Origin of the sequence: Niveispirillum sp. BGYR6 (genome assembly GCF_027568365.1) — a bacterium.
GTDB lineage: Bacteria > Pseudomonadota > Alphaproteobacteria > Azospirillales > Azospirillaceae > Niveispirillum.
The window spans coordinates 67,937-85,400 of record NZ_JANLNL010000015.1; the positions used below are offsets into that span (position 1 = coordinate 67,937).

Below are 17,464 nucleotides of genomic sequence, written 5' to 3' on the forward strand. Positions count from 1 at the left end.
ATCCCAATCAACCTATCCAACATATTTTCACGGCAAACGACAAAGGTCCGCAGTCATGGCGACGGAAATCAAGGTGCCGACCCTCGGCGAATCGGTGACGGAAGCAACCGTCGCCCGCTGGCTGAAGAAGGTCGGCGACACGGTTCAGGTGGATGAGGCGCTGGTTGAACTGGAAACCGACAAGGTTACCCTGGAAGTCAACGCCGCCGCCGCCGGTACCCTGACGGAGATCGTGGCCGGCGAAGGTGCCAACGTCGCCGTTGGCGCCCTGCTGGGCACCATCAGCGAGGGCGGTGCCGCCGCTGCGCCGAAGCCGGCTGCCGCCGCTGCTCCGGCACCGGCCCCGGTCGCTGCCCCGGCCCCGGTTGCGGCCCCCGCCGCCGCCGGCGTGATGCCGGCCGCCCGCAAGGTGGCCGAGGATAACGGCGTCGACCCGACCACGCTTGCCGGCACCGGCAAGGATGGCCGCGTCACCAAGGGCGACGTGATCCAGCATCTGGAAACCCCGAAGGCTGCCCCGGCTCCGGCCCCGGCACCCAAGGCTGCCGCCCCGTCCGGTCCGCGCAGCAAGGCCGACCTGGAAGAGCGCGTGCGCATGAGCCGCCTGCGCCAGCGCATCGCCGAGCGTCTGAAGGAAGCGCAGAACACCGCCGCCATGCTGACCACCTTCAACGAGGTGGACATGACGAACGTGATCGCCATGCGCAACCAGTTGAAGGACGCTTTCGAGAAGAAGCATGGCGTGAAGCTGGGCTTCATGTCCTTCTTCGTGAAGGCCTGTCTGGTGGCCCTGAAGGAGCTGCCGGCGGTCAATGCGGAGATCGACGGCACCGATCTGGTCTACAAGAACTATTACGACATCGGTGTCGCCGTCGGCACGCCGCAGGGTCTGGTGGTTCCGGTGGTCCGCGATGCCGACAAGCTGTCCTTTGCCGGCGTGGAAAAGACCATTGGCGAGCTGGGCAAGAAGGCCCGTGACGGCAAGCTGTCGATGGAAGACCTGTCGGGCGGTACCTTCACCATCTCCAACGGTGGTGTCTATGGCTCCCTGATGTCCACGCCGATCCTGAATACCCCGCAGTCGGGTATCCTGGGGATGCACAAGACCATGGACCGCGCGGTTGTCGTCAATGGCAAGGTCGAAGTGCGCCCGATGATGTATCTGGCGCTGTCCTACGATCACCGCATCATCGATGGCCGCGAGGCCGTGACCTTCCTGGTGCGCGTCAAGGAATGCATCGAGAACCCGGAACGCATCCTGCTGGATGTCTGACCGGGCGCTTTGTGCCGTTGATCCTGGAAAGGGCCGCCCGCACAGGCGGCCCTTTTCTTTTGCCTCTTCTTTTATGCTGGGCTCCCGATCATTTTGTCCCCGTGACATTCATGCGTTAACATGATTGAAGCATCGATGAGGGTTAGATGGACCCGCCCGCCTTCGGGCGACCCGCTTTATCGGCAGGATGATTTCAGGGGAAGGCCAGCGGCATCATGGAACTGCTGAAGCAGCTGCATGTCCCGACATTGATGCTGGTGTTCATCGCCACCAGCCTGTCGCTGACCTTTGTCATGGCCGTCTATTGGTGGCGGCAGCGCAATATCCCCGGCCTGGGCTATTGGACCTTGTCCAGCATCGTTGGCTGTCTGGGGTTCAGCTTCCTCATCGCGCGCGGCTATATCCCGCTCTGGCTCTCGGTGATGCTGGGCAACCTGCTGGTGGGGTTCGCCCTGGTGCTGGTGCTGGTGGGCATCCGCCGTTTCTCCGGCCGACCGCCGGGCTGGGCCACACCGCTCTGGACCCTGTTCATGCTGGTGGGCGTGCTGGTTTATGATGTGCTGACGCGGGACGATCTGGTGCTGCGCTCCATCCTGGCCTCCATCTGGCTGTGTGGGATCAACAGCGCCAATGCCTGGGAAAGCTGGCGCTCCGGCCGCCGTACCCGTCAGCATCTGTGGATTTTGCCGACCGGCATTTTCGTCATCATGGCCCTGGTGATGGTGGCGCGGCTGACCGACCTTGTCTTCAGTCCCCGTCAGCTCTTCTATTTCTCACCCAGCCCCAGCAATGGGCTGAACCTGCTGCTTTCCACCGTCGGGGCCAATCTGGGCTGTCTGGCGATGATGGGGGTGACCAATGAATGGCTGCAGCGACGCCTGCAATTGCAGGTCTCGGCCTCGGCCCGCTATGCCCGCCAGCGCGATCAGGCGGCCCAGCGGGCCGAAGCGGCCAGCCGGTCCAAATCGGTGTTCCTGGCCACGGTCAGCCATGAAATCCGCACCCCGATCAATGCCATGATGGGGGGGCTGGAAATTCTGAACGGGGCCGGGGGTGACCGGCTGGCCACCCGGCGCGCGCTGTCGGTGATGGAAAAGGCCGGGCAATCCATGCTGTCACTGCTGGAGGATCTGCTGGATCTCAGCCGGATGGAAGCGGGGCATCTGTCATTGTCCAGCGAACCGGTCGACCTGCACCAGCGGCTTTATGATGCGGTGGAGCTGATGGCCGGGCGGGCGGCAACCGGCGGGCTTTCGCTGGATATCGCCATCGCGCCCGATGTACCGCGCTATGTCAGCACCGATCCGGCGCGACTGCGCCAGATTCTGCTGAACCTGATCGGCAATGCGGTGAAATTCACTGAAGAAGGCGGCATCCATGTCGCTGTGACCCGCCAGCCCCTGCCGGTGGGCGACAAGGCTGGGGCGCATGGCGTGCCGCTGCGCATCACCGTTGCCGATACCGGCATCGGCATCGCCCCGGAAAAGCTGGCCCATGTCTTCGAGCCCTTCTATCAGGCCGAAGCGGGGGACAGCCGCCGCCATGGCGGCGTCGGCCTGGGCCTGTCGATCTGCCATAAGCTGATCCGCATGATGGGGGGCAATATCAGCGTGGACAGCAGCCTTGGCCACGGCACCGTTTTCACGGTCGATCTGCCGATGCCGCTGGCCATGATGCCGCAACAGGGTGGCGCCACGGCGCGCAGCCTGCCCCGCTGGACCCGGCGGCCCCAGGTGATGCTGGTGGAAGATGATGAGGTGAACCGCTTCGTCGCCCAGCAATTGCTGAACCGGCATGGGGTGGAGGTGATCCAGGCCCCTGATGGGGAAACGGCGCTGGCGCTGCTGCGCCAGCAGCCCGTTTCCGCCGTGCTGATGGATATCGGAATGCCGGGGCTGGACGGGTTCGAAACCACGGCCCGGCTGCGGGCCGGCGGTGGGCCCATGGCGCATGTGCCGGTGATTGCGCTGACCGCCAATGTACTGCCGGAAACCGTGGCCCGCAGCCGCATTGTCGGGATGCAGGGCTTCATCGCCAAGCCGATCCGGCTGGAGGAGCTGTTGACGGCACTGGCCGGGGTGATGCCGCCGGACGGGTTGGGGCCGGTGGAGACACCGGCCCCCATGGTGGCCCCGCCACCGGCTTCCATGGCCGCCCTGCGTGGCCGTCTGGGCGATGGCGCCACCGACCAGCTGCTGGCACTCGCCGGGGAACAGGTGGCGCAGGCCCGCCGGGCACTGGCCTTCGATGCCACACCCGATCGGGTGGAACTGCAAGGCATCGCCCTGCGGCTGGCCGATGCGCTGGATGTGGTGGAACTGGCCACCGACGCCCAGGCCCTGCGCGATTGTCTGGCCCTGCTGCGCGGCGATCAGCCGCTGGGCACGGGGCAGGCCGCCATGGATGCCATCCTGGCCGGCGCCCAGGCACGGCTGCCCCGGCCGCAACAGGCAGCCGCATAAACAAACGCCGAATTGATCCAAGTCAGAGAAACAGCGTTCATGAAGTTATAGAAAAGCTCCTGTAGGACGCGCCAAGGAGAGCGCGCCGCTGGGAAGATGAAATATTCGCCCGGCACATGATATAGGAGCCTCTGTTATGAAAAAGACTGCCCTGGCTGCCGCCATTGGTGGCGCCGCCCTCCTGATGTCCGCCGCCACCCCCGCCATGGCGGAGAAGGCCGCCGGGGATTTGCTCGTTCGTGGCCGCGTGATTTTCGTGTCGCCGGATGAAAGCAGCGACCTGAAGCTGGGTAACACCGCCATTCCCGGTCATGCCTCCCTGGACCTGTCCGTCGTGCCGGAACTGGATTTCAGCTATTTCTTCACCGACAATATCGCCGCTGAGCTGATCCTGGGCACCACCCATCACCATCCGAAGGCCAAGGCCACCCCGCTGGGCGCCTCGGTTGATCTGGGCGATGTCTGGCTGCTGCCGCCGACGGTGACCCTGCAGTACCATTTCAACCCGAAGGGCCAGATCAGCCCCTATGTCGGCGCCGGCCTGAACTACACCTTCTTCTATGGCGAAGATCCGGGCCAGGCCCTGGATACCAAGTATGACAACGGCTTTGGCTATGCCCTGCAGGCCGGCGTGGATGTGGAGCTGACCAAGAAGTGGTCGCTGAACCTCGACGTCAAGAAGCTGTGGCTGAACACGGACGTGAAGGTCAATGCCGGCCTGCCGGCCCTGATCAATGCCGATGTTGATATCAACCCCTGGATCATCGGCGTCGGCGTCGGCTACCGCTTCTGATTTGGCTGGGTTAAGCCATGTGAAGGGCCGCAGGGGCTTTCCCTGCGGCCTTTTTGCATTCAGGGCAGCGGCTATGCCCGGCCACGGATGTGATAGGGCTTGGCGTGGCGGGCGTGCGCCGCTACATACAGTGCTCCCTAAATGTTGGCCGCCCCCCGGGTGGTCCACCCTTGTGATCATCAGGAGCCGCCCATGCGTGCCGAGATCCAGGCGGTGATCGAGGCTGTTGAACAGTCCTTGGTCCTGCTGAGGAGGCATCTTTGACTGGGAGAAATCCCTTTTCCGCCTCGACGAACTGACCGCCCTTTGTGAAGACCCCAACCTCTGGAACGATGCTGAGCGTGCCCAGAAGCTGTTGCGGGAAAAGAACCAACTGGATTCGGGCCTGAACGGCACCAGGCAGTTGGAACGCGACATGAAGGATAATCTGGAACTTCTGGAGATGGCCGAGGCCGAGGGCGATCAGGATATGATCACCGAGGCGGAGACCGCTCTGCTGGGCCTGAAGGACCGCGCCGCCAAGATGGAGCTGGAAAGCCTGCTTTCCGGTGAGGCGGATGCCAACGACGCCTTCCTGGAAGTCAATGCCGGTGCCGGTGGCACAGAGGCCCAGGATTGGGCCCTGATCCTGCTGCGTATGTATACGCGCTGGGCCGAACAGCATGACTATAAGGTGGATTTGCTGGACGAGACGAACGGCGAAGAAGCCGGCATCAAGTCCGCCACCATCCAGATCAAGGGGCACAATGCCTATGGCTGGCTGAAGTCGGAAACGGGCGTTCATCGTCTGGTGCGCATTTCCCCGTTCGACAGCCAGGCGCGGCGCCACACCTCCTTCTCCTCCGTGTCCGTCACCCCGGTGATCGACGACAAGATCAATGTCGAGATCAATGAGAAGGATGTGAAGGTTGATACGTTCCGCGCCAGCGGGGCCGGCGGCCAGCACGTCAACAAGACCGACTCGGCGGTGCGCTTCACCCACATTCCCACCGGGATCGTGGTGTCGTGCCAGCAGGAACGCAGCCAGCACAAGAACCGCGCCAAGGCGTGGGACATGCTGCGCGCCCGCATCTATGAGATGGAACTGCGCAAGCGCGAAGAGGCGGCCAACGCCCTGGAAGCCACCAAGACCGATATCGGCTGGGGCCACCAGATCCGCTCTTACGTGCTGCAGCCCTATCAGATGGTGAAGGATCTGCGCACGAATGTGGAAACCAGCGACAGCGCCGGCGTGTTGAACGGCGATCTGGACCGGTTCCTGCAGGCGGCCCTGGCACAGCGCATCCAGGGCCATGGGGATCAGCAGGCCGGCTGACGGTCCCTGATTCCGGCGGCCATAATCCGATATGATGGTCACCCGGCAACAAAATGTTGCCGGGTGACTGTTTTTGCCGCACAACATTTGACAGTTTCCCGGGGAATCTGTCGGTTTCCGTTCCCGGTCCGGAAAATTTCAAACGAAATTCATCGAATGTCGCCCCTGGCGGGCGTCTTCGGCTTTGCGCAGGGATTGCCGCATGATCGCAGCGGATACGAGCGGGTTTCCTGACCCGACCGGGTTCGGCCTGGGTGACGGGCGGTTGATGGCTGCCTATTTCGAATCGACCCAGCAGATGCTGATCCTGCTGGACCCGGACGGGCTGGTGCTGTCTGCCAACCGGGCTGCCCTGCGCAGCGGCGGCCTGCTGCTGCAAAGCCTGATTGGCCGCCCCCTCTGGTCTACGCCCTGGTGGCAGGGGGCGCCGTTGGAACAGGAACGGCTGCGTGCCGCCATTCTGGCCTCTGCCCGGCGCGGCGCCACCATCCGCATGGATTTGCAGACCGGCCCCGGCTTCATGGCGCCGCTGATCTTCGATCTGGCGCTGACCCCGATCCTGGATGAACGCGGGCGCGTCCATCGCCTGATGGTGGAAGGCCGCGACGTGACGGAGGCGCGGGAGATTGAGACCGCCCTGCGCACCAATGAACAGCGCCTGCGCGACATGGTGGAAGGCTCGGTGCAGGGCATTGTGGTGCATCAGGGCGGGCATATCCTGTTCGCCAACCCGGCCTTTCTGGAAATGACCGGCTATGCCGATCTGGGCGCGCTGCGGCGCGCCGGTATTTCCAGCATCATCCTGAGCAGTGAGCTGGAAACCGCGCAGATGGAATGGGATCGGCTGCTGGCGGGCGATCAACTGCCGGTGCAGCGCAACCGGATGCTGCGCTGTCAGGATGGTGCGCTGATCTTTGTCGATGTGCTGGCCCGTGCGGTGGATTGGGATGGGCATAAGGCCATCCAGGCCACGCTGGTGGATGTGACGGCGCAGACCCAGGCGGCCACGGCAGAGGCGGCGCGGCTGGCGGCGGAGGAGGCATCGCGCGCCAAATCCGCTTTCATCGCCACCATGAGCCATGAGCTGCGCACGCCGCTGAACGCCATTCTCGGCTTTGCCGGGATGATCGCCGCCGATGCCGGGCCGGATGATCCCCATGCCGAATATGCCGACGATATCATCATGGCGGCCCGGCATCTGCTGTCCCTGATCAATGACATGCTGGACCTGTCGAAGATCGAGGCGGGGCGGCTGGTGCTGGACCTGTGCTGGATTCCGCTGGAACATGAATTGCGCCAGGTGCGCCGCATCGCCCAGGGGCTGGTCCGCGCCAAGGAACTGGCCTTTGATCTGGAGATGACCGGGGCGGAGGGGGTGCAGCTGCTGGGCGATGAACGGGCGGTGCGCCAGCTGCTGCTGAATATCGTCGGCAATGCGGTGAAATTCACCCCCGATGGTGGTTCCATCCGCATCAAGGTGGGGCTGGAGGCGGATGGCGACCTGACCATCGTGGTGGCTGACAGCGGGGTGGGCATCCAGCCCGATGATCTGCACCGCATCTGGCGGCCGTTCGAACAGGTGGGCCGGGTGCAGGACCATCAGCATGGCACCGGGCTGGGGCTTTCCATCGCGCGGGCGCTGGCGGAACTGCACGGCGCCAGCGTTTCCGTGGAGAGCCGACCCAATGAAGGCACGGCCTTCAGCTTCCGCTTCCCGGCCAGCAACGTTGCCATCGCCCAACCGCCGGGCGAGCGCCCGGCGGATTGATAGAAATTTCCCTCAGGCGCTCTTGCGGCTGTCCACCCACTGCGCCACCACCTCTTCCAGGATGGGCAGGGTAACGGGGCCGTTTTTCAGCACGGTGTCGTGGAAGCCGCGGATGTCGAACTTGTCGCCCAAGGTGGCCTTGGCCTGTTCGCGCAGCTCCAGAATCTTGTTCATACCGATCTTGTAACCCAAGGCCTGACCGGGCCAGACGAAATAGCGCTCGATCTCGTTTTCATTGTCGGCAATGGGGTTGGCGGTATTCTCGCCCATCCAGGCAATGGCCTGTTCGCGCGTCCATTTCTTGGCATGGATGCCGGTATCCACCACCAGCCGGCCGGCGCGGAACAGTTCGGACACAATGCGCCCGGCCTCTGACAGCGGTTCCTTGTAGAAGCCGAAATCCTTGGTCATGCGCTCCGTATACATGGCCCAGCCTTCGCCATAGGCGGTGTCCCAGGTGAAGCGGCGGAAGGTGGGGATGCCGTCGGTTTCCTGGGCGATGGCGATCTGCATATGGTGGCCGGGCAGCGCCTCGTGGTGGCACAAAGCCTCCAGATCATGCCGCGTCTGCACCGACATGTCGGACAGGTTGGCATAGAAGACGCCGGGGCGGGAGCCATCGGGGGAGGATTGTTCATAAAAGGCGCTGGGCGTGGCCTTTTCCCGATAGGCCTCCACCGGCTTCACCACCACCTTGGCCTTGGGCAGGGTGCCGAACATCTCCGTCAGGCGGGCGGCCACACCCTCAATATAGCCGGTGGCGGTGGCCAGATACTCCTTGCGCCCCGCCTCGCTGTCGGGGAAGCGCATGGCAGGGTCGGTGCGCAGATGCTGGAAGAAATCCTGCACGCTGCCCTTGAAGCCCAGCTTGGCCATGGCCTGCTGCAGCTCGCCATGCAGGCGGGCGGTTTCCGACAGGCCCAGCGCGTGGATTTCATCCGCTGTCATCAGCAGACCGGTATGGAAGCGGATTTGGGCGCGGTAATATTCATCGCCTTCCGGCAGGGCCCAGGCGCCGTTATTGGCGGTCTGCTGCTTTTGGAACTTTTCAATGGCCGCGATGAAGCGGGCATAGGCGGGCTTCAGCTTATCAGCAAGCGCCGCGCGGCCGGCGCGGATCAGCGCTTGTTTCTCCGCGGCGGGGATGGCGAGCTTGGCCACCTTCTCCGTCAGGTCGGCCAACAGCGGGCTGTCCGGCCCCTTGGTGAAGGGGGCCCCTTCCGCCACGCTGCGGGCAGCCGTCAGGATGCGGGGGAAGCTGAAGGCGGGCGGCAGCACGCCCTTTTCCGCCTGCCGGCCCATCTGGTCGATGGTGATATCGATCAGCGTGGCGGCCCCGTTCAGGCGGGTGACATAATCCTCCGCATCCTGTTTCTTCTCCACGGCGTGATAGCCGATCAGGAAGGAGGGGATGTTGGTATGCACGCCTTCCAGATGGCTGACGGCGAACTGGTGGAAGCGCCAGCGATAAAATTCAATGCCGGTGGTCAGCTTCTGTTCGAGCAGCCGGTGGCTGATCCGGGCCGACGGCGACAGGCTGTTAATGTCAAAGCCGCGCAGTTCCTTCAGCGTCGCGGCGGCGATGCGCAGGCTTTCCTGTTGATAGCCCTCATCGGGCAGGGTCCAGGCATCGTGGCGGCCGGGCAGGCCCAACCGGGTGCGCATTTCCGGGCTGCGCGCCAGTTCATCCTGCCAGGCCTTTTCCAGAAAGGCGTTGAACGCCTTGTCCGTGGCCGGTTCCGGGGCAGCGGCAAAGGCCAGACGCGCCATCACCCCATCCAGGGCGGCAGCGGTGGCGGACAGGGCGAACAGACCGGCAAGGGTGGCGCGGCGGCTCAACATCGGCGGTTTCACTCCAAGAAACGGCGGCCAGCGGCGCCGGTGGCTGAACAGATGCCGCCCATCCTAGCCGGATCGGGTTTTACGCCAAGCCTGCTGTTGTAACGGGCCTGTAACGGCGGGGTGTTTCTTCGCCATTCTCTTGCCACCCTTGGCGGCCAGCATGGGCACCATCGGATGTCACAATATGCCGGACCCCATCCCATGCGCCGCCTCTCCCTTGCCCTGATGGCCCTGTTCGCCGCCCCCCTGCTGGCTAGCCCCGCCCTGGCCGCCCCCCAGCCGGAATGGCACCGCGCCTGCGCTGCGGATGGGGTGGTGCCGCTGCAATCGGCGCCGGTGATCAAACAGATTCAGACCGAACTGGCCATTGCCGGCTTTGATGCCGGCAAGCCCGATGGCGCCGTCGGCCGGGGCACCCGCCAGGCCATCCGGGATTATCAGAAGCTGGCGGGCCTGAAGCCGGATGGCTGCCCGTCAGAGGCGCTGTTGCAGCGCCTGTCCTTTGGCCTGCCCAAGGTCTATAGCGACCGCCGCCCGGCCATGCCGACGGAAACGGTACAGGTGCAGGAGGAATTGCTGCGCCGGGGCTATTGGGCTGGTCCGGCGGATGGGCGGCTGGGCAAGACGACGGTGGAGGCAATCCGCCAGTTCGAACTGGATAATGACCGCCCGCTGACGGGGGAGGTCAGTTCCACCCTGTTGCGGGATCTGAAGACGGGCGACCTGTCCAAACGGCGGAATTGAGCCTCATTACCACCGCCCGGTATTACCCCGCATAAACATTGGCTTGCCGCAGCCGCAGCCCCACCAGCTGGCCCGGCACCGGGGCGGTCTGGGTGCTGTCGCGGTCAAGGACGGCTTCCACCACCTGGCCCTGGAAATCCAGGTCCAGGCGCAGCTGCGGGCCGACCGGTTGCACCAGCCGGACCCGGGCCTGCAGGATATCCGGGCCGGCCTCGGCCAGTTCGATATCGTGGGCGCGGATATAGGCGATGGCCTTGCCGCCTGCCGGGGCGGCGTTGACAATCGGCACGCGGGCATTGCCGATCAGGGCGGCCCCGCCCTCCACCTGGCAGTCCAGCCGCGTGCCGCCGCCCAGGAAGTCGCAGACGAAGGCGGATGCCGGACGGTCATAGACCTCTGCCGGGGTGCCGACCTGCTCAATCCGACCCTTGTTCAGGATGGCGACGCGGTCGGCCAGTTCCAGCGCTTCTTCCTGGTCATGGGTGACGAAAACCGTCGTCACCCCCATGCCCTTATGGATATCGCGCAGCCAGCGGCGCAGTTCCTTGCGCACCTTCGCATCCAGGGCGCCGAACGGTTCATCCAGCAGCAGTACACGCGGCTCCGTGGCCAGCGCGCGGGCCAGGGCCACGCGCTGGCGCTGGCCACCGGACAGCTGGTTGGGGTAGCGCCCGGCCAGCGGGGCCAGTTGCACCAGTTCCAGCAGGTCCATCACCTTCTGCTTGATGGTGGCCTCAGCCAGCTTGGGCTTGCGCCGGGCCACCCGCAGGCCGAAGGCCACATTCTCGAACACGGTCATGTGCCGGAACAGGGCATAATGCTGGAAGACAAAGCCGACGCGCCGGGCGTGCGGTGCCGTCACTGTGGCTTCCTCGCCTTCGATCAGCAGGGTGCCCTCATCGGCGAAATCCAGCCCGCCGATCATGCGCAGCAAGGTGGTCTTGCCTGATCCGCTGGGGCCCAGCAGGGCCATCAGCTCCCCATTGGCAATATCCAGATCGATGCCGTCCACGGCGGCAAAACCACCGAAACGCTTGGTCAGGCTCTTGATTGAAATGCTCATGATGCGTTTCCGGTCAATGGCGGCGGGTGGTGGCGGCCAGCTCGGCGCCATGGCGCCATTCCAGCAGCGACTTGGCGAGCAAGGTCACCAGCGCCAGGATGGCCAGCATCGAGGCCACGGCGAAGGCGGCCACGAAATTATACTCGTTATAGAGAATTTCCACATGCAGGGGCATGGTGTTGGTCTCCCCCCGAATATGGCCGGAAACCACGCTGACGGCCCCGAATTCCCCCATGGCGCGGGCATTGCACAGCAGCACGCCATACAGCAGACCCCAGCGGATATTGGGCAGGGTGACGCGGCGGAAGGTCTGCCAGCCGGAAGCCCCCAGGGTGATCGCCGCCTCTTCCTCGTCATTGCCCTGCGCCTGCATCAGCGGGATCAGTTCGCGGGCCACGAAGGGGAAGGTGACGAACATGGTGGCCAGCACCAGTCCCGGCACGGCAAAGACGATCTGGATGCCATGGTCGCGCAGCCAGGGACCAAAAATGCCATGCGCGCCGAACAGCAGCACATAGACCAGACCGGAAATCACCGGGCTGACGGAAAAGGGCAGGTCGATCAGGGTCAGCAGCAGCGACTTGCCGGGGAATTTATGCTTGGTGATGGCCCAGGCGGCGGCGATGCCGAACACCATATTGGCCGGCACGGCGATGATGGCGACCAGCAAGGTCAGCTTGATGGCGGCCAGCGCGTCGGGCTCAATCATGGCCTCCCAATAGGTGGCAAGGCCGCGGCGCAGCGCTTCGGTAAAGACCCCCGCTAACGGCAGCAGGATGAAGAAGCCCAGGAAGCCCAGGGCCACCAGCATCACCAGCGCCTTCACCCACCAGGGTTCGGCCAGGGCAGGGCGGCCGGCCCGATTCTGTGTCACAGGTCCACTCATCTTACATCCCCGCCCAGCGACGGCTCCAGCGCTGGAGCAGGTTGATCACAAGCAGCATGATGAAGGAAATCAACAACATGGCGACGCCAATGGAGGCTGCACCAGCATAATCATACTGCTCCAGCTTGATGACGATCAGCAGGGGCGTGATTTCCGACACCATCGGCATATTGCCGGCAATGAAGATGACCGAGCCATATTCACCGACCGCGCGCGCCAAGGCCATGGCGAAACCGGTCATCAAAGCCGGCAGGATGACGGGGAAAATGACGCGGATGAAGGTTTCCAGCCGCGTTGCCCCCAGACAGGCGGCCGCCTCCTCCAGCTCCGTATCCAGTTCCTCCAGCACCGGCTGCACGGTGCGGACCACGAAGGGCAGGCCGATGAAGGTCAGCGCCACCACGATGCCCAGCGGCGTGAAGGCCACCTTGATGCCCAGCGGGTCCAGATATTGGCCGATCCAGCCATTGGGGGCATAAAGCGCCGTCAGTGCAATGCCGGCCACAGCGGTGGGCAGGGCGAAGGGCAGGTCGACAATGGCATCCACCACCTTCTTGCCGGGAAATTCATAGCGCACCAGCATCCAGGCCACAGCCAGCCCGAACACGGCATTGATGGCAGCCGCGAAGAAGGCGGTGGTGAAGCTGAGCTTCAGCGCCGCCAGCACGCGCGGCTGGGTCACCGCCGCGAAGAAGCCGGAAAAGCCCAAATCCATCGGCCGCAGGGCCAGGGCTGCCAGTGGGATCAGCACGATGATGGTGAGATAGAAAAGGGTGATACCCAGCGTCAGCCCAAAACCGGGGATGATCGACCGGTCCCGCCGGGGAAAGACGGAGAAGAAAGAACGTCCCGTCACTGGCCAAACCTTTCAAACGTCACGCTGGCACTTCCCTGTTCGTTGGGCCCAACTCTGTGGTTTTCGGCCCCGGTTGTAAAGGCAACATAGAAACGCCCGCCCCCAGTTATCTGCCGGGGGCGGGTTTGTTCAGGATGGGGCGCTGTTGCTTGCCAAGGCCCCGCTTACTGGCCGGGCTTGTAAATCTGGTCGAAGACACCGCCATCAGCGAAATGGGTCTTCTGGGCCTGCTGCCAGCCGCCGAACTTGGTGATGTCGAACAGCGTCAGCTTGGGGAAGCGGTCGGCATATTTCTGGGCCAACTGCGGCAGACGCGGGCGGTAATAATGCTTGGCCGCCAGTTCCTGGCCCTCCGGGGTGTAGAGATAGGTCAGGTAGGCTTCGGCCACCTTGCGGGTGCCCTTGCGATCGACATTCTTGTCCACCACAGCCACTGGCGGTTCCGCCAGGATGGAGACGGAGGGAACGACGATTTCCAGCTTGTCCGGCCCCAGTTCATTGATGGCCAGGAACGCCTCGTTCTCCCAGGCCAGCAGCACGTCACCAATACCGCGCTGCACGAAGGTGGTGGTGGCGCCGCGCGCCCCGGTATCCAGCACCGGCACATTCTTATAGAGCTTGGAGACGAAATCCTTGGCGGCATCCTGGCTGCCGCCGGCCTTGCCCTCGGCATAGCCCCAGGCGGCCAGATAGTTCCAGCGCGCCCCACCGGAGGTCTTGGGATTCGGGGTGATGACCTGGATACCCGGCTTGATCAGATCATCCCAATCCTTGATACCCTTGGGGTTGCCCTTGCGCACCAGGAAGACGATGGTCGAGGTATAGGGGGAGGAATTATAGGGCAGCTTGGCCTGCCATTCCTTGGACAGCAGATTGCCGTTTTCCACCAACGCATCAATGTCATAGGCCAGCGCCAGGGTCACCACATCGGCATCCAGCCCATCAATGACCGAACGCGCCTGCTTGCCCGACCCGCCATGGGAGGCCTTGATCTCCACCGCCTCGCCCGTCTGATCCTTCCAGTGCTTGGCAAAAGCGTCGTTGAATTCCTTGTAGAATTCACGGGTCGGATCATAGGAGACGTTCAACAGCTGGCTGTTGCCCCAGACGGGGCTGACCGCCAGCGTTGCCAGGGCGGCAGTGGCGATGGCGACGCGCTTGAACCATTTCATGGTGGCCAATTCCTTCGATTCCTTGGCCGGCGATGCCGGCGGGTGGCGGGCCCACGAAGGTTATTCGTGGCGCTTTAGCGTTTGGTGCGCGGCGCAAGCTGCCCGATCAAATTGCCGCGGCCGGTCGGTATTTCCTACCGGTGATATGGAGATTGTGCTAGCTTAATTTTGCTGTCAATAAAAAATTTAAACATATAAAAAATGTTAAATACCAAAACAACGGTTTGCCAGCGCAGTGCCAGGGCGTGCCGTCGCTGCCAACAGCCAGCCAAAGCACATCCTTCATCGATACCCGACGGTATGATGACACGAACTACGACGATGTGACGGTGAAATATTGCCGCGATGGGGCGGTCAGCCGCCGCGCTGCCAGACCTTGCTGATCAGGAAATTCTTGGCCAGGAACTGATAAGTGCGCTTCAGGCGGTTCTCGGTTTCGGTATCCCGTTCCGGATCGTGACCGTTCCACATGTCGATCATCTCATCCCACAGCATCAGCAGGGTGTGCAGTTCGTCGCGCATATGGCGGATGAAGGTGACCTGGGCATCAAAGGTGCTGAGCATGGCCATCACCTCGGCGGTCTGGCCGTCCACCTGATTGAACAGATCGTCAAAATGCCCCAGCGGTTGTTTGGCCAGGGCGACCATGCGGGCAATGTCATTGGCCAGTTGCTGATCGCTGCGGAAAATTCGCTTCGACTGGGCCAGCTTGACCATCATCTTCTGGATATGGCCGTAACGTTCGCGCAATGCCTCGATATAGGACATTTCGCGGGCCAGATTATCCACCTTGTCGACGATTTCCTGCTTGCGCTCCTCAGGAATACCGAACTGCTTGGCCAGCTTGCTGAAGGCTTCCTGCACGCGGACCTTGGTCTGCGGATCCTCGACGATCTTTTCCAGCTCGTAAGGATCGTTGACCATCTCCTCCTTGCCGCTGATCCAGGAGACGAGCTGCAAAGTCAACCGGCCACGGGCAATGGTCAGATGGCGTTCTTCCACCCGCCACGACGCGGTGCCATCCAGCAGTTCACGGGGGATGCTGTCGCCGGGACGGATTTCTTTGACATATTTCAGCCCCTTCTCGACGATGCCCAGCAGGCGCGCATCCTCGCTCCGGTCGTCGATATAGAAGGATTCGCGCAGGGTGCGGAACGGGATCTTGCCCCAGACATCGCCCAGATGCACGGCGAACACCGGCTCGGTATGTTCATGCAGGGAGAAATAGCCACCGGGAAGGGAGAAGACCTTGCTTTGAAACAGGAAATGGGTGCTGGTGCTCGGCTCCTCCCCAGCTCCTCCTGTTGCCCTTCCTGTGGCCGCCAATTCCCGTTCAGACACTGACCATTGCCGGATTTCCCCGGTCCCTACTGCTTGGCAACAGAGGCACCATAGCAGAAGCAGCGCCGGGTTCGCAGTAGTCCTTTATGTCCTTAAGGATGAACCGCCCCGATAGGGTGCGCGATATTCCAGGGTGCCAAGGGGAAACCCTAAGGTGCAGCCCGCGGCCCCGCCTCAATCATTCATCATTTTGGCGCTTTTGATCGCGTCGCGGATCAGCACGCCTTTGCGCAGGATATTATCGACAATCCGGCCCTGCACCAGATCAATGCCGGCCTTTTCCGCAAACATCAGGCCCGAAACGCTGCCGCAGCGGGCCAGGATGAAGCGGCAATTGCTTTGCCCCCGGATCTTGTCGGCGAACACTTCATATTCATGGTCCGACATCGCTTCCATTTCGTCGGTCCAGAAAATTTTGGCATAGTCACAGGCCATATATTCCAGGTCCATATGGGTGACCCAGAAATCATTCAGCCCGTCGATACAAATCTGGTAGCCCTTGGCGGTGGCGAAATCCACCACCTCCTTATAGGTGTCGATATTCTCCACCAGATCGGCCTTGTTGATTTCCAGCACGACATTGCCGCGCAGGTCGGCCGTCAGCTTTTCGTCGAACTTCACAAAGGATGCTGACATGATGGTGGAGAGATTGAGATTGAGGCCGATGCGGCGGCCGCGCAGGAAATCCACCCCGTAATTCAGGGCCTTCAGGACCGAATTGTCCAGATTGGCCGTGAAATAGCTGAACAGCCATTTATTGGCGGTGATGTCATATTGCGGCGACAGCCGCTCTTCCAGCGCTTTGATGGCGATATATAGCTCAAAATATTCGTAATGATTGTTGTCTGTGGCCTGGATATTCACCACCGGCTGGTTCAGCATGAAAGGCGAAAGATCGAACATCTGCACGGCACGTTCGATCTTGCCCAGTTCCTCCAGCGTGATGGGGGGCTTGGTTTCCGTCTGCGCGGTGGCTGGGTCATTCTCCCGCGCCAGCCCTTCAATGAAGCGGATCACATTCACGAAGTTCAGCGACAACTCCATGATGGAGTAGAGGCTGTCCTCCCCATAAGGATTGCGCTTCATCATGCTGGTGCGCGACAGCATCAGCTTTTCGATCTTCGAACAGACGTCGGAGATCAGGGAGAATTTGATCCCCTTGTACAGCACGATGACATCATCATTCGACAGGCTGAACACCTGCAGATAGGCCGACTGGTCGGCCGTTTCCTGCATCGCCCGTTTGATGGAGATGATGTCGAGCTGGCTCTTATCCTTCAGCAGCGACATATGCAGATGGATCAGGCGCAGGCCTTGTACTTCCCGCTTGGCCGATTGCAGCAGGGTCAGCAGCTTCTGGTCATCATATTCGGGTCTGTCCGGCATCGCGTTCGCAGACGAACGCTCGCCAGGCTTTACCCTGACCCAGTCGCGTTTCGGTGCATTCGGCTGCCGATTCATAAAACCGCCTTACGCCCTTTTCAGGTCGCCTGCACCGGCCACCATGACCGGCACATCCCTATCGCCCCGGCATATCCGCGTATCGTGCGGTTAATTTGCCGTTAGCAGTGAACTATACAAAATTTTAGCTATATCCAATACAACGAAATTCGATCTGCAATGCGATCATCGCAGATCGGCAACGGCGCGCAACCGATCTTCCGTATGTTTTTTGATTGGACTTCTGGCCGTAGATCGGCAGGGAGGGATGGCTGGGGCGCCAGGATTCGAACCTGGGAATGGCGGTACCAAAAACCGCTGCCTTACCGCTTGGCGACGCCCCAGCATCAGGGCCCGTTACCGGGCGGCGCGCACCATAGTCAAATTCATCTGCCGGTGCAACGGTATAGAAGCAGTTTTTTTACGGCCTGTTCGGCAGGGCGCGGTTTCGCGGCCGTGGCCTTGCCAAACTAGCAGGTTACGGCTTGATGACTATATGCTACCCAGCG

At 62.4% G+C, this 17,464-nt stretch carries 13 protein-coding genes and 1 tRNA gene; 6 read left to right on the forward strand and 8 right to left on the reverse strand.

All coding sequences use genetic code 11. From position 1 onward, the window contains the following. Window positions 1-55 precede the first annotated feature (55 nt). The 5 genes from odhB (at window position 56) to PCJ49_RS23040 (ending at window position 7,611) form a co-directional block, all read left to right on the forward strand. On the forward strand, window positions 56-1,273 hold the full coding sequence (gene odhB / locus PCJ49_RS23020) for a 2-oxoglutarate dehydrogenase complex dihydrolipoyllysine-residue succinyltransferase (protein WP_269913020.1): 1,218 nt from the start codon (window positions 56-58) through the stop codon (window positions 1,271-1,273). A 215-nt stretch (window positions 1,274-1,488) separates the two neighbouring features. Then, window positions 1,489-3,735 carry an ATP-binding protein gene (locus PCJ49_RS23025; RefSeq protein WP_269913021.1) on the forward strand — a complete coding sequence of 749 codons (2,247 nt, stop codon included), beginning with the start codon at window positions 1,489-1,491 and terminating at the stop codon, window positions 3,733-3,735. A 136-nt stretch (window positions 3,736-3,871) separates the two neighbouring features. Next, window positions 3,872-4,528 carry an OmpW family outer membrane protein gene (locus PCJ49_RS23030; RefSeq protein ID WP_269913022.1) on the forward strand — a complete coding sequence of 219 codons (657 nt, stop codon included), beginning with the start codon at window positions 3,872-3,874 and terminating at the stop codon, window positions 4,526-4,528. Window positions 4,529-4,720: 192 nt separating this feature from the next. Continuing rightward, window positions 4,721-5,843, forward strand: a protein-coding gene (gene prfB / locus PCJ49_RS23035; protein WP_269913023.1) for a peptide chain release factor 2 whose coding sequence is annotated in 2 segments (ribosomal slippage) — window positions 4,721-4,789 and window positions 4,791-5,843 — 1,122 coding nt in all. Because the reading frame shifts where the segments join, the coding sequence is not laid out codon by codon here. A gap of 202 nt (window positions 5,844-6,045) precedes the next feature. Continuing rightward, a complete protein-coding gene (locus PCJ49_RS23040; RefSeq protein ID WP_269913024.1) occupies window positions 6,046-7,611 on the forward strand; it encodes an ATP-binding protein in 1,566 nt (521 codons plus the stop codon). Between the two features lie 12 nt (window positions 7,612-7,623). Here PCJ49_RS23040 and PCJ49_RS23045 read toward each other — a convergent pair whose 3' ends face one another. Next, window positions 7,624-9,453, reverse strand: a complete 1,830-nt coding sequence (locus PCJ49_RS23045) for a DUF885 domain-containing protein (RefSeq protein WP_269913025.1) — start codon at window positions 9,451-9,453, stop codon at window positions 7,624-7,626. 201 nt (window positions 9,454-9,654) lie between these two features. Between PCJ49_RS23045 and PCJ49_RS23050 the strand changes: the two genes are divergently transcribed. Next, window positions 9,655-10,197 (forward strand): peptidoglycan-binding protein, encoded by a 543-nt coding sequence (locus PCJ49_RS23050; protein WP_269913026.1) that lies wholly within the window; start codon window positions 9,655-9,657, stop codon window positions 10,195-10,197. 22 nt (window positions 10,198-10,219) lie between these two features. Here the strand turns inward: PCJ49_RS23050 and PCJ49_RS23055 are convergent, their stop codons facing one another. From PCJ49_RS23055 to PCJ49_RS23085, 7 genes are all read right to left on the reverse strand, one after another. Continuing rightward, window positions 10,220-11,260, reverse strand: coding sequence for a TOBE-like domain-containing protein (locus PCJ49_RS23055; protein ID WP_269913027.1), 1,041 nt, complete (start codon window positions 11,258-11,260; stop codon window positions 10,220-10,222). A gap of 13 nt (window positions 11,261-11,273) precedes the next feature. Continuing rightward, the gene (gene cysW / locus PCJ49_RS23060; RefSeq protein ID WP_269913028.1) at window positions 11,274-12,146 is read right to left on the reverse strand and encodes a sulfate ABC transporter permease subunit CysW; all 873 of its coding nucleotides are present in this window, start codon (window positions 12,144-12,146) and stop codon (window positions 11,274-11,276) included. 1 nt (window position 12,147) lies between these two features. Next, a complete protein-coding gene (cysT, locus tag PCJ49_RS23065) occupies window positions 12,148-13,002 on the reverse strand; it encodes a sulfate ABC transporter permease subunit CysT (RefSeq protein WP_269913029.1) in 855 nt (284 codons plus the stop codon). 164 nt (window positions 13,003-13,166) lie between these two features. Continuing rightward, entirely contained in the window at window positions 13,167-14,174 is a 1,008-nt protein-coding gene (locus PCJ49_RS23070; protein WP_269913030.1) for a sulfate ABC transporter substrate-binding protein, read from the reverse strand. A 354-nt stretch (window positions 14,175-14,528) separates the two neighbouring features. Then, complete coding sequence (locus PCJ49_RS23075) at window positions 14,529-15,515, reverse strand: hypothetical protein (RefSeq protein WP_269913031.1); 987 nt, start codon at window positions 15,513-15,515, stop codon at window positions 14,529-14,531. A 174-nt stretch (window positions 15,516-15,689) separates the two neighbouring features. Then, a complete protein-coding gene (locus PCJ49_RS23080; RefSeq protein ID WP_269913032.1) occupies window positions 15,690-16,901 on the reverse strand; it encodes a hypothetical protein in 1,212 nt (403 codons plus the stop codon). 323 nt (window positions 16,902-17,224) lie between these two features. Then, window positions 17,225-17,299, reverse strand: a tRNA-Gln gene (locus PCJ49_RS23085). Window positions 17,300-17,464 lie beyond the last annotated feature (165 nt).

Coding starts and splice junctions, on each gene's coding strand:
- odhB (WP_269913020.1), top strand. CDS start 56: ATGGCGACGGAAATCAAGGTGCCGACCCTCGGCGAATCGGTGACGGAA.
- PCJ49_RS23025 (WP_269913021.1), top strand. CDS start 1,489: ATGGAACTGCTGAAGCAGCTGCATGTCCCGACATTGATGCTGGTGTTC.
- PCJ49_RS23030 (WP_269913022.1), top strand. CDS start 3,872: ATGAAAAAGACTGCCCTGGCTGCCGCCATTGGTGGCGCCGCCCTCCTG.
- PCJ49_RS23040 (WP_269913024.1), top strand. CDS start 6,046: ATGATCGCAGCGGATACGAGCGGGTTTCCTGACCCGACCGGGTTCGGC.
- PCJ49_RS23045 (WP_269913025.1), bottom strand. CDS start 9,453: ATGTTGAGCCGCCGCGCCACCCTTGCCGGTCTGTTCGCCCTGTCCGCC.
- PCJ49_RS23050 (WP_269913026.1), top strand. CDS start 9,655: ATGCGCCGCCTCTCCCTTGCCCTGATGGCCCTGTTCGCCGCCCCCCTG.
- PCJ49_RS23055 (WP_269913027.1), bottom strand. CDS start 11,260: ATGAGCATTTCAATCAAGAGCCTGACCAAGCGTTTCGGTGGTTTTGCC.
- cysW (WP_269913028.1), bottom strand. CDS start 12,146: ATGAGTGGACCTGTGACACAGAATCGGGCCGGCCGCCCTGCCCTGGCC.
- PCJ49_RS23070 (WP_269913030.1), bottom strand. CDS start 14,174: ATGAAATGGTTCAAGCGCGTCGCCATCGCCACTGCCGCCCTGGCAACG.
- PCJ49_RS23080 (WP_269913032.1), bottom strand. CDS start 16,901: ATGCCGGACAGACCCGAATATGATGACCAGAAGCTGCTGACCCTGCTG.